This window comes from Bradyrhizobium sp. 62B, assembly GCF_030272265.2.
In the GTDB taxonomy this organism is placed as follows: Bacteria; Pseudomonadota; Alphaproteobacteria; order Rhizobiales; family Xanthobacteraceae; genus Bradyrhizobium.
The window spans coordinates 3,912,583-3,925,383 of record NZ_CP092841.2 but is presented as its reverse complement, the minus strand read 5'-3'; the positions used below and the strand labels follow the sequence as shown (position 1 = coordinate 3,925,383).

The following is a 12,801-nucleotide window of genomic DNA, read 5'->3' as shown; positions in this document are numbered from 1 at the left end:
CATCATTCCCAAGTGAGGAAGCCGGGGGCGGCGGACAGCGGCGGCGTCGCGGCAAGCCTCGCGAGGTCGGGGACCGGCCGGCACAATTGCGCGTCGCTCGCAAAGGCGGCCTCAATGCCTGCGGCAACCGAGAGCACGATGGCGTCGCCGCCGCGCGGACCGACGACCTGGAGGCCGAACGGCAGTCCGGCTTCGTCGAGGCCGAGCGGAAGGCTGATGGCGGGATGGCCTGCAAGCGTGACGGCGTAGGCGAGCGCGAGCCAATGGAAGTAGGATCTGGTCGGAGCGCCATCGATCTCCGCCGGATGAGGCTCCGACCATGGCCGCGGGCTCAGCGTGATGGTCGGGCTGATCAGTACGTCGCAGGTTTCGAAGAAGCTTTGATAGGCGCGATAAATCTTGGTCTGCGTCGTCGAGGCCCGCGCATGGTCTTCGAGCGTGTAGCCGAGCCCTTCCTCGACATTGGCGCGGACATTCGGGCCGAGCATCTCGGGACGTTCCTTGTAGTTCTTGCCGTGGGTCGCCAGGAACATGCCTGCGCGCAGCACTGCAAAAGCGTCGTCGGCGCCGGCGCAATCCGGCGTTGCTTCGCGGGATTCTGCGAACAGCGGTGCGAGCCGCTTCACGCGTGCGCGGAACACGCGCCGGATTGCCTGCTCGGTCGGAGCGAAGCCGAAATCCTCTGTGAAGGCGAGGCGGAGCTTGCCGAGCTCTGCGGGGCGCGGAGCGGCCCAGCGCTCGGCGCGCGCGCGCACGGCCTCGCCGGGCAGCGTATAGGCGAGCGGATCGCGGGCATCATCGCTCGCCATCACCGACAGCATCAAGGCGGTGTCGGCGACGTTGCGCGCCATCGGCCCGTCGGTCGACAGATTGGACCAGCCGAACGCCCGCTTTTCGCTGGCCACGAGGCCGTAGGACGGACGCATGCCGACGATGCCGGCGAAGCCTGCCGGATTGCGCAGAGAGCCGCCGGTGTCGGAACCCGAGGCGAGCGGTGCCATGCCGCAGGCGAGCGCCACCGCCGAGCCGCCGGAGGAGCCGGCCCCCGAGCGCATGGGATCGAAGGGATTGCCGGTCGCGCCGAACACGGGATTGCGGGTGTTGCCGCCCGCCGCCCATTCCGGCGTGTTGGTCTTGCCGAAGATGATGGCGCCGGCGGCGCGCAGGCGCGCGACCGAGCCCTGGTCGGCCGCCGGGACGTTATCCTTCAGCAGCGGGCTGCCATAGGTGGAGCGCATCCCCGCGGTGTCCTGGGTATCCTTGATGAGAACGGGAAGCCCGTGCAGGGCACCGCGATCCTCGCCGCGCAGGATGGCGGCTTCGGCCGCCTTGGCAGCGGCACGCGCGCCCGGCTCGTCCAGCGTCACGACGGCGTTGACGGCGGGATTGATGGCGGCGATGCGGGACAGGCAGGCGTCGAGCAACTCGACAGGTGAGATCGCCCGGGCGGCCAACAGGCGGCGCAACTCGACGGCGCTGGAATCGCAAAGCTCTGACAATGCCGGTCCCCTCTCAGATTGCGCAAACGGCTTAGCACATCGGGACATCGACGAAACAAAAACGCCCGGCAGTGCCGGGCGTCGTGTCTTGCATAGGTTGTCGGGCCTTATTCGCCGCCGCCAAAGCGGCGGGACCACCAGCCGGCGCGGCGCGGGGCGGCGGGCGTTTCGCTCGTCGCTTCCGGCGCAGGCTCAGCTGCCGGTGCGGGCGGGGTGACGGGCTCGGCTGCCTGGGCAACCGGGGCTGCCGGCTCGCTCGGGCTGCTCGACATGAAGCTCACCTTTTCGCGCACCGTGGAGCGGCGCCGCGCGGCCTTGTCGTCGGCGGGCTCTTCCTCGGCGGCGACGGGCTCGGGCTGGGCCGGAGCCTCGGTCTGCACTTCGGCGCGCGGCTCAGGCTGCGAGACTTTCGGCTCGGCGGCGCTGTGCTCGGCTTGCGCAATCGAGGGCGCAGCCTCACTGCCGAGGCCGTCGAAATCGGCAACCGCCTCGGCTGCTTCCGATGGCTGATTGGTGCCGAGTTCGTCACCGATGGAGCCGGCGAGACCTTCCTCGCCGCCACCGCGACGACGGCGTCCGCCGCGGCGACCACGCCGGCGCCGGCGATCACTGCTGCCCTGCTGTTCGCTACGGGCTGCCTGTTCCTCGCCTTCCTCGCCGTCCTGCTCGGGTTCGGCATCGTCCTCGCCTTCGCCGGCCGCTACGGCCGCCTCGGGAAGGGTGGGGGCGCCATCCTCGCGCAATTCGCCCTCGCGCGGGCCACCGCGGCCGCGCCGGCGACGGCGGCGCTTGCGGCGCTGGCCGTCCTGCTCGGACCCGGCCTCGCCCGCGGACTGCTCCTCGGCGAGACCTTCGGTCTCCTCGGTCTCGACCTCGGATTCGGTCTCCGGATCGAACTCCTCGTCGTCATAAGCTTCTTCGACCAGGGGCGGCGGGCTTGCGGCCGCCTGCGCCGCCAGCAGCGCCTTGGCGGCTTCCAGCGTATGCACCTGTTCGCCGCGGTCGATGAGGTAGGCTTGCGGCCCGCTGACGCTGGGATCCGCGATCACCGAGAGGGTGACCTTGAAGCCGTTCTCGAGATCGCGCAGGTGGCCACGCTTGTGGTTGAGCACATAGAGCGCAACGTCGGTGCGGGTGCGTACCACGAGATTGTGGGTCGCGCCCTTCATCAGGATTTCTTCGAGGCCGCGCAGCAGCTGCAGCGCCACCGAGGACACCGAGCGGACGTGGCCGGTGCCGCCGCAATGCGGGCAGGGATCGGTCGAACTCTCGAGCACGCTGGCGCGGATGCGCTGGCGCGACATTTCGAGCAGGCCGAAATGCGAGATGCGTCCGACCTGGATGCGCGCGCGATCCTGCCTCAGGCAGTCGGACAGCTTGCGCTCGACCGCACGGTTGTTGCGCTTCTCGTCCATGTCGATGAAGTCGATGACGATCAGGCCGGCGAGGTCGCGCAAGCGAAGCTGGCGGGCGACCTCTTCGGCCGCCTCCAGATTGGTCTTGAGCGCGGTATCCTCGATATGGTGCTCGCGCGTCGATCGTCCGGAGTTGACGTCGATCGAGACCAGCGCCTCGGTCTGGTTGATCACGATGTAGCCGCCGGAGCGCAGCTGCACGGTCGGCGAGAACATCGCATCCAGCTGGCTCTCGACGCCCATGCGCGAGAACAACGGCTGGCCGTCGCGATACTGCTTCACCGCGCTGACATTGGCGGGCATCAGCATCTTCATGAAGTCGCGCGCTTCGCGGTAGCCGGATTCACCGGCAACCGAGATTTCATCGATCTCCTTGTTGTAGAGGTCGCGCAGCGAACGCTTGATCAGCGAGCCTTCCTCGTAGACGAGGGTCGGGGCCTGCGACTTCAGCGTGAGGTCGCGCACCGTCTCCCACATCCGGATCAGATATTCGAAGTCGCGCTTGATCTCGGGCTTGGTCCGGGCGGCGCCGGCGGTGCGCAGGATGATGCCCATGCCTTCCGGCACGTCGAGATCCTGCACCACTTCCTTCAGGCGGGAACGGTCCTGGGCACTGGTGATCTTGCGGCTGATGCCGCCGCCGCGCGCGGTGTTCGGCATCAAGACGGCATAGCGGCCGGCCAGCGACAGATAGGTCGTCAGCGCGGCGCCCTTGTTGCCACGCTCTTCCTTGACCACCTGCACCAGCATCACCTGGCGGCGCTTGATGACTTCCTGGATCTTGTACTGGCGGCGCGGACGGAACGTACGCTCCGGCACTTCCTCCAGCACGTCGTCGCCGCCGACGGATTCGACGACTTCCTCTTCGGCTTCCTCGTCGTCCTCATCTTCGTCGTCTTCTTCGCCAGTTGCTTCCGCAGCCTCGGCAAGCGACGTCTCGGCATTCTCTCCGCCGCCGTACACCGCATCAGCGGGCTCATCGGCCGACGTCACGGCCTCGGCCAGAGCTTCCGCATGCGCCTCGGAAGCGTGAGATTCGAAGGTCTGGGCCTCCTGCGGCTCGGCAGCAATCTCGGTCGCGACCACGGGCTCGGCGCCGACGGCCGCGACAGGCGCGGGCGTCTCGCCGGCATGATCATGGTCGTGATGATCGTGCTGGTGATCGTGACCATGGTCGTGATCGTGACCATGGTCGTGGTCGTGGCCATGGTCGTGGTCATGGGCGTGCTGGTCATCATGGGCATGATGATCGTCGTGATCATGCTCGCCATGAGCAGGTTCGCCCTGATCGTCGTCGTGGTGATCGTGGCCTTCGTGCTCGCCACGGTGCTCTGCATCGGCGTGCGAATGCTCGCCGTCGTGCAAGGCGCCCTCGGCATGCTCCGGCTGCGCCGCGCCCTCGATCGGCTGGGCGGCGGGATCAGCGCCGGCGTCGAGGCCTTCGACGATGTCGCTGCGCACGCGCTCGCCATGACCACGGCGGCGGGCGTTGCGGTGGCGCGAACGGCGGCGTCCGTGGGAGCGGTTCTCGCTTTCCTCTTCGGCCTCACGATGGGCCTGTTCCTCGGCCTCGATCAGCGCCTGCCGGTCGGCGACCGGGATCTGATAGTAGTCGGGATGGATTTCACTGAAGGCGAGGAAACCGTGGCGGTTGCCGCCATATTCGACGAAGGCGGCTTGGAGCGAGGGTTCGACCCTTGTGACCTTGGCGAGGTAGATATTCCCGCGCAGTTGCTTGCGTTGCGCGGTCTCGAAATCAAACTCTTCGACGCGATTGCCGCGGACCACGACGACCCGGGTCTCTTCCGGGTGGGTGGCATCGATCAACATCTTGTTGGGCATGTCTTAACTCTTGGCGGCGGCGGGCGCGATTCACCGTGGGCGCGTATCGCGCCGCCGGGTGACGCGACGGTCCACCTGATTCGGGGGTGAGGGGAAGGCCGAAACGCCGTCTCTCGCGCCTTGCCGGACCGGAAGCTTCAGGACCAAGGCGGCGCGCGGGATTGTCACTCCGCAGCGTCGCGAATGGTCCTTCAGAATTCGTCGGCACAGTCTGGCGCATCAAGCGTCGGCCCGTATGAAACACTGGGCGGCGAGGCCGCCCTTCAATCAGTTGCTGCTGGCCAGGCATGGCGCGAGCGCGCTCGCCTTGGGGATCACGAACCGCTCCCTTGGGATCAAGGGATCGGGTAATGGGTTACATCGCTGTCAGAACCGCCCCGGCAACGAAAGTGGTAACCCGGGACCGTTCCGCCGCCGGCGCTTGACCCGTTCCACTCGCTGCCGCGCACCGCGCTGGTCTTAGAGGGAAACGGAAAACGCTGGAATTCCCAAACCTTGAGAGTTCCGGCGGTGCACCGGGAGGCTGAATGCGACACAACCTGAAATATCGGCCGTCAGCATTCCGTACATACGAGGAATGAGCCATCCGTGCAAGGGAGCGTCGCACGGCGGTCACAGTCGCCGAGTTTCGCGTTTCTGTCATTAAGGATCGATTAACCCTGTGGTTCTATTGCGTTAAAGAGGGCTGCTCGGAGGCACGGAATCGGTGGCGAGCCGCACAAATCAACGGGTTTTGCTGGGATGCGCATTGCTGTGCGCTGCAGCGTTGCCGTATGCCGATTCCTCGCGCCTGAGAGCGGCGGAGAGCCAGCCGCAACCCGCTGCTGCAGCGGCAAATTTTCCAATCGCCTCGGCCGCCCGGCTGGCCGGCGACGGCAAGCAGACCCGCTTCATTCTCGACATCGACAAGGCCGTCACCTTCCGCGCCGTCACGCTGGCCGACCCGTACCGGGTCGTCGTCGACGTGCCGCAGGTCAATTTTCAGCTGCCGGCGGGGACGGGGGCCGGGGGGCGCGGATTGGTCAAGGCCTTCCGCTATGGGCTGGTCATGCCCGGCGGCTCGCGAATCGTGTTCGACCTGACCGGACCGGCCAAGATCGCCAAGTCCTACGTGGTGGAGGCGGCCAACGGCCAGCCCGCCCGGCTCGTGCTGGAGCTCGAGGAGGTCGATCGCGCCGCCTTCGTGCAGGCGCTCGCGCCCGAAAATCGGCCCGAGTTGCGGCCCACGATCGCCGAGGCGCCGCCCGCAGCGACTCCCGGGACCGCGGCCCCCGACACGGCGCAGCAGAAGGCCGATGGCCGCCCGGTGGTGGTGATCGATCCCGGCCATGGCGGCATCGACAATGGCACGCAGTCGAGCGGCGAGAGCGAGAAGAACCTGGTGCTGGCGTTCGGGGTGGCGCTCCGCGACAGACTGGAAAAGGCTGGCAAGTACCGCGTGGTCATGACGCGGGACGACGACACCTTCATTCCGCTCAACGACCGGACCAAGATCGCCCGCAATCTCAAGGCCGCCTTGTTCGTCTCGATCCATGCCGATGCGCTGCCGCGTGCCGAGGGTGATGCGCAGGGCGCGACCATCTACACGCTGTCCGACAAGGCGTCCGACGCCGAGGCCCAGCGGCTGGCGGATGCGGAAAACCGGGCAGATGCGATTGCCGGCTTCAACCTCGCGGAGGAGCCGACCGATGTCGCCGACATCCTGATCGACCTCACGCAGCGAGAAACCCGCACCTTTTCAAACCGTTTCGCCCGCCTTTTGATGGGGGAAATGAAGTCGACGGTGCGGATGCACAAGCATCCCCTGAAGTCGGCCGGTTTCCGCGTCCTGAAGGCCCCTGACGTGCCATCGGTGCTGGTCGAGATCGGTTATGTCTCCAACAAGGGCGACCTGGAGCACCTGGTCTCGGAGGGCTGGCGGTCCAAGGCCGTGGGCTCGATGGCGCAGGCGATCGACGGGTTTTTGACCAAACGGATGGCCACGGCGGGATCGTCGAACTGACGACCCGGGGATCGTCGAACTGACGATCCGGAGATCGCGCAATTGACGGCCCCAAAAGGCCTTCAAACTGAAAGGGTTTTTGCGTCCCGCCGCAAAAGCCCTAGTTTGGCCACAGCGGGCGCTTTATAAAAACGCCGCAGGGGGTTCCGGAATCGGCGAGAATCCCGTTCGGCAAGCGTCTTAAGTCCGGCACAGATGGTATTGTGTAAGCCGGCGAATTCGCGACGTGAGGTTGGCGCCAGTTTGGGGTGCCAAGGCACCGATACTGGGCTGATACTGGGCTGATCCAGAGTTTGAACGGATAAACAGATAATGCGCTTGCTGGTGCGGTTCATGGGCTTCCTGTTCGCCGCGGGAACAGTGGTGTTCCTTGTTGGTGTCGGGGCCGTGGCAGGCCTGATCTGGCATTTCTCCAAGGACTTGCCGGACTACTCTCAGCTTCAGGATTACGAGCCGCCGGTGATGACCCGCGTGCACGCGGTCGATGGTTCGCTGGTCGGTGAATACGCCAAGGAGCGGCGGCTGTACCTGCCGATCCAGGCGGTACCCAAGCTCGTGATCAACGCGTTTCTCGCGGCCGAGGACAAGAACTTCTACGAGCACGGCGGCATCGACTACACCGGCATGGCGCGCGCAGGTCTGGTCTATATCCAGAACTACGGCTCGAACCGCCGTCCGCAGGGTGCCTCCACCATCACCCAGCAGGTCGCCAAGAACTTCCTTCTCACCAACGAGGTCTCCTTCGCGCGCAAGATCAAGGAAGCCTTGCTGGCGATGCGTATCGAGAAGACCTATTCGAAGGACAAGATCCTCGAACTGTATCTCAACGAGATCTATCTCGGCCTCGGCGCCTACGGCATCGCAGCCGCTTCGCTGGTCTATTTCGACAAGTCGGTGAACGAGCTGACGGTGGCGGAGGCGTCCTACCTGGCGGCGCTGCCGAAGATGCCGGCGACCCTGCATCCGGTGCGCAACCGTGACCGCGCCATCGAGCGTCGCAACTATGTCGTCGATCGCCTGCTGGAGAACGGCTGGATCAAGCAGGCCGACGCTGACAAGGCGCGCAAGGAGCCGCTGGCCGTCACCAGCCGCTCCAACGGGGCCCACACCTTCGCCGGCGAATATTTCGCCGAGGAAGTTCGCCGCGACATCTTCGAGCGCTACGGCGAGAAGAAGTTGTACGAAGGTGGTCTGTCCGTCCGCACCACGCTGGATCCGAAGATTCAGGTCATGGCGCGCAAGGCGATGGTCACCGGCCTCGTGAATTATGACGAGCAGCAGGGCTATCGCGGCGCCATGAGCAAGCTCGATATTTCGGGCGACTGGGGCGTCAAGCTCGCCGAGATCAAATCGCTCTCCGACATCTCGCCGTGGCGCATGGCGGTGGTGCTGGAGACCAGCGACCAGTCGGCGCGCATCGGCTTCCAGCCGAGCCGCGAACTCGGCGGCGCCGTCAGCAAGCAGCGCGAGACCGGCATTGTCACGCTCGATGGCGTGCGCTGGGCACGCGCGGTTCAGGGCAATGCCAAGGGCAAGACGCCGACGTCCGTGGCGCAGGTGCTTGCCCCCGGCGACGTGATCTATGCCGATCCACTCTATAGCAAAGAGGGACATCCGGTCGAAGGCCAGTACCGGCTGCGGCAAATCCCCGAAGTGTCGGGCGCGATGGTGGCGATGGATCCCTGGACCGGCCGCGTGCTTGCGATGGTCGGCGGCTTCTCGTTCGACCAGAGCCAGTTCAACCGCGCCACGCAGGCCTATCGGCAGCCGGGCTCGTCCTTCAAGCCGATCGTGTATTCGGCGGCGCTAGACAACGGCTATACGCCCTCGACCGTCGTGCTCGATGCTCCCATCGAAATCGATCAGGGGCAGGGCGCCGGCGTGTGGCGGCCGGAAAACTTCTCGTCCGGCAAATTCCAGGGACCGGTGACGCTGCGCAACGCGTTGCGGCAATCGCTCAACACGGTGACGGTGCGCCTCGCGCAGGACATCGGCATGCCGCTGATCGGCGAATATGCCCGCCGCTTCGGTGTCTATGACGAGCTGCCGAACTACCTGTCCTACGCGCTCGGTGCCGGCGAAACCACGGCGATGCGCATGGTCACGGCGTACTCGATGCTGGCCAATGGCGGCCGCCGCGTGAAGCCGACGCTGATCGATCGTATCCAGGACCGTTACGGCCGCACCATCTTCAAGCACGACCAGCGCGAATGCCGCGGCTGTGACGCACCGGGCGGCTGGAAGAACCAAGCCGAGCCGCAGCTGATCGACCGCCGCGAACAGGTGCTGGATTCCATGACCGCCTATCAGATCACCGAGCTGATGGAAGGCGTGGTCCAGGCCGGTACCGCGACCGTGGTCAAGGAGGTCGGCAAGCCGGTCGCCGGCAAGACCGGTACCACCAACGAGGCCAAGGACGCCTGGTTCGTCGGCTTCTCGCCCGACGTCGCCGTCGCCATCTATATGGGCTACGACAAGCCGCGTCCGCTGGGTAAGGGCAATGCTGCGACCGGCGGTCATCTCGCGGCACCCATCGCGCGCGATTTCCTCAAGCTCGCGCTCGCCGACAAGCCCGCGGTTCCGTTCAAGGTGCCGGCCGGCATCAAGCTCGTGCGCGTCGTCTCGAAGACCGGCATGCGCGCAGGTCCCGGCGAGACCGGTGGAACCATCCTCGAAGCCTTCAAGCCGGGCACGGCGCCGCCGGATAATTACTCCGTCATCGGTGTTGCCGACGCGGACGGGCGCGGCGGCGGCATGCCGGCCTCGCAGCAGCAACAGCCGGATTCGGGCTTCTTCATGCGGCCCGGCACCGGCGGGCTCTACTAAGGCCGGATAACACGGACGATCGCGGTTCCGGCGGTTGCGCTTTGCAGCCGCCGCCGCTACATCCCACTCTCAATTGCACGCGGGATTCCGCGAGACCAGAGAACGACATGCGCGCCGAAATCGAACGGTTGGTAGAAGAGATCAAGCAGTCAGTCGGGCTGCTGAGGAGGCATCTTTGACGTCGAGAAATCGACGGCGCGCCTTGCTGAGCTGAACAAGCTCGCTGAAGATCCCAATCTCTGGAACGATCCCCAGAAGGCCCAGAAGCTGATGCAGGAGCGGACCTCGCTGGAGGATTCGCTCTCGGGCATCGGCAAGGTCGAGCAGGAGCTCGAAGACGATATCGGCATGATCGAGCTCGGCGAAGCCGAGGGCGATGACGGCGTCGTCGCCGAGGCCGAAGCTGCCCTGAAGAACCTCAAGAAGGAAGTGGCGCGGCGCGAGCTCGAGGCGCTGCTGTCGGGCGAAGCCGACCGCTTCGATTCCTATCTCGAAGTCCATGCCGGCGCCGGCGGCACCGAGAGCCAAGACTGGGCGCAGATGCTGCTGCGCATGTACACGCGCTGGGCCGAGACGCACGGCTTCAAGGTCGAATATCTCGAAGAGTCCGAGGGCGAAGAAGCCGGCATCAAGTCGGCGACGATCCAGGTCTCCGGCCACAATGCTTACGGCTGGTTGAAGACGGAAGCCGGCGTGCATCGCCTCGTCCGCATCTCGCCGTTCGATTCCAACGCGCGGCGGCACACCTCGTTTTCGAGCGTGCAGGTGTTTCCCGTCATCGACGACAGCATCAAGATCGACATCAAGGAATCCGACGTCCGCGTCGACACGATGCGGTCGGGCGGCGCCGGCGGCCAGCACGTCAACAAGACCGAATCCGCGGTGCGCCTCACGCATATTCCGACCGGCGTCGCCGTGGTCTGCCAGGCCGGCCGCTCCCAGCACAAGAACCGGGCCCAGGCCTGGGACATGCTGCGCGCGCGCCTTTATGAAATCGAGCTGAAGAAGCGCGAGGAGAAGGCCGCCGCCGACCAGGCCGCCAAGACCGATATCGGCTGGGGCCACCAGATCCGCTCCTACGTGCTGCAGCCCTATCAGATGGTGAAGGATTTGCGCACGGGCGTGCAGACCTCGGACACATCGGGCGTGCTCAACGGCGAGCTCGACGACTTCATGGCCGCGACGCTGGCGCAGCGCGCCTTCGGCACCACCGCCGGCGACGTCGAGGACGTGGACTGATCATGCCCCGCGTCGCCTTCATCGGATTGGGGCGGATGGGGCACGGGATGGCTGGCCGCTATCTCGATGCCGGCTACACGGTCAGCTTGTGGAATCGCAGCAAGGCCAAGGCAGAGGACCTGATCGCGCGCGGCGCGCATTGGGCGACCTCGCCGGAGGATGCGGCGATCGATGCCGACGCCGTCGTGACCATGGTGGCCGACGACGAGGCCTCGCGCGCGGTCTGGCTAGGGCCGAAGGGCGCGGCCAAGACCGCCAAGGCCGGCACCATCGCGATCGAATGCTCGACCGTCTCCTATGACCACGCCCGCGAGATGGGCCGCGAGCTGAATGCACGCGGGCTGATCTATATCGATTGCCCCGTGACTGGCTTGCCGGACGCGGCGGCGGCCGGAAAACTGACGCTGCTGGTCGGTGCCGACGCCGCCGATCTCGAACGCGCACGCCCGTTCCTCGAGCCGATCGGTTCGACCATCCGCCATTTCGGCGCGGTCGGCTCCGGCACCGTCTACAAGCTCATCAACAATCTCATGGGCGCGATCCAGATCGCCGGCCTCGCCGAGGGGCTTGCGATCGCCGAGCAGGCCGGGCTCGACATGAACCTGGTGCTGGAGTCGATCCAGGCGGGCGTCGCCGCCAGTCCGCAGGTCCAGCGTCATTCCAAGCGCATGGTCGCCCGCGATTTTTCCGGTGCAACCTTCACGGCCGCGCTGCGGCACAAGGATGCCGCCTATGCCGTGAAGCTCGCCGAGAGCCTGCTGGCCGACAAGCCGCTGGTCTCACGTGCCGCGGTCGAGGCGTACGCGCAGGCCAAGGCCGCGATGCCGGATGACGACGAAGGCAGGATGATCGAGCTGGTGTCGCGGTCGAAGAAGCCGTCCTAGGCGGCTGTATCGTCACAGGCAATTTCGATCGTTCCACTCGTCTCGGCATTCGCTTCTAGCGATCGGCCTTTCATCGGAAATCGGGTGGCGCTGTTCGCCGCGTTGCTCTAGGCCAACGGCTTGGCCGCCGATGCGAGAACTCATGTCGCCGAACGATAGCCGGATCGACGCGCGAGACTGGTCGCTGCTTGCTGTGCTCTCGGTGCTCTGGGGCGGCTCGTTCGTCTTCAATGGCGCGGCGTTGCGGGAATTGCCGCCGTTGACGCTGGTGTTCCTGCGCGTCGCGCTCGGGGCGGCCATTCTGCTGCCGCTGCTGCGCATGCAGAGGATCTGCTGGCCCAGGGGCATGAGGGGGTGGACGCCGTTCGTTGCGATCGGGCTGCTCAACAATGTCATCCCGTTCTCGCTGATCGTGATCGGCCAGACTTTCATCCCGAGCGGTCTGGCATCGATCCTGAACGCGACGACGCCGCTGTTCACGGTGCTGGTGATGGCTGCGGCAGGCGAAGAGACCTTGCATATCCACCGCGTCGCAGGCGTGGCGCTGGGCCTCGTCGGCGTCGTCATCCTGCGTGGATGGGGCCTCGAGACGAGGCCAGGGCAGGGGGTCGGCATTCTGCTCTTCCTGGGCGGCGCGCTCAGCTATGGATTCGCCGCACTGGCAGCGCGGCGATTGCTCAAGGACTCCCCGCCGCTCGGCACCGCGACGTTTCAGCTGATGGTGTCGACGATGATGATGGCGATTGTCGCCGGCGTCGTCGAGCAGCCATGGCGCCTCGCAGTACCGGGCGTCGCGACGTGGTCCGCGGTGCTAGGCCTTGCCGCGCTGTCGACAGCGCTCGCCTATATCGTGTTCTTTCAGATCGTGCGGCGCTCGGGCGCGAGCAATGTCATGCTGGTGACGCTGCTCATTCCCGTCACCGCCATTCTGCTGGGAAGGCTGGTGTTGGGGGAGCCGATCTCCGCGCGTGAGATCGCGGGCGCCATCGTCATCGGCAGCGCGTTGCTGGTCATTGACGGGCGCGCTTTGCGCCTGCTGCGGCGCAGCGCGTAGTTCCACATCCGCTGTTTCACCTTGCGGAAAATCGCGGCGC

General features: G+C 66.0%; 7 protein-coding genes. 5 read left to right on the top strand and 2 right to left on the bottom strand.

Annotated elements, in window-relative coordinates; all coding sequences use genetic code 11:
• Positions 1–2: 2 nt before the first annotated feature.
• A complete protein-coding gene (locus ML401_RS18440; RefSeq protein ID WP_285806509.1) occupies positions 3–1,499 on the bottom strand; it encodes an amidase in 1,497 nt (498 codons plus the stop codon).
• Between the two features lie 107 nt (positions 1,500–1,606).
• Complete coding sequence (locus ML401_RS18435; RefSeq protein WP_376717281.1) at positions 1,607–4,756, bottom strand: Rne/Rng family ribonuclease; 3,150 nt, start codon at positions 4,754–4,756, stop codon at positions 1,607–1,609.
• Positions 4,757–5,462: 706 nt separating this feature from the next.
• Here ML401_RS18435 and ML401_RS18430 point away from each other — a divergent pair.
• From ML401_RS18430 to ML401_RS18410, 5 genes are all read left to right on the top strand, one after another.
• Positions 5,463–6,758, top strand: a complete 1,296-nt coding sequence (locus ML401_RS18430; RefSeq protein WP_285806506.1) for an N-acetylmuramoyl-L-alanine amidase — start codon at positions 5,463–5,465, stop codon at positions 6,756–6,758.
• A 312-nt stretch (positions 6,759–7,070) separates the two neighbouring features.
• On the top strand, positions 7,071–9,584 hold the full coding sequence (locus ML401_RS18425) for a penicillin-binding protein 1A (protein ID WP_211417218.1): 2,514 nt from the start codon (positions 7,071–7,073) through the stop codon (positions 9,582–9,584).
• Between the two features lie 107 nt (positions 9,585–9,691).
• Positions 9,692–10,823 (top strand): peptide chain release factor 2 gene (gene prfB / locus ML401_RS18420; protein WP_145659441.1). Its coding sequence is split into 2 segments (ribosomal slippage): positions 9,692–9,760 and positions 9,762–10,823, totalling 1,131 coding nucleotides; the frame shifts between segments, so codons are not numbered across the junction.
• Between the two features lie 2 nt (positions 10,824–10,825).
• Entirely contained in the window at positions 10,826–11,707 is an 882-nt protein-coding gene (locus ML401_RS18415; RefSeq protein WP_285806505.1) for an NAD(P)-dependent oxidoreductase, read from the top strand.
• 142 nt (positions 11,708–11,849) lie between these two features.
• A complete protein-coding gene (locus tag ML401_RS18410) occupies positions 11,850–12,761 on the top strand; it encodes a DMT family transporter (protein WP_285806504.1) in 912 nt (303 codons plus the stop codon).
• Positions 12,762–12,801: the final 40 nt, after the last annotated feature.

What these genes read in the sequence shown, in the direction of transcription:
- ML401_RS18435 (WP_376717281.1), bottom strand. Translation starts at nt 4,756, where the DNA reads ATGCCCAACAAGATGTTGATCGATGCCACCCACCCGGAAGAGACCCGG.
- ML401_RS18425 (WP_211417218.1), top strand. Translation starts at nt 7,071, where the DNA reads ATGCGCTTGCTGGTGCGGTTCATGGGCTTCCTGTTCGCCGCGGGAACA.
- ML401_RS18415 (WP_285806505.1), top strand. Translation starts at nt 10,826, where the DNA reads ATGCCCCGCGTCGCCTTCATCGGATTGGGGCGGATGGGGCACGGGATG.
- ML401_RS18410 (WP_285806504.1), top strand. Translation starts at nt 11,850, where the DNA reads ATGTCGCCGAACGATAGCCGGATCGACGCGCGAGACTGGTCGCTGCTT.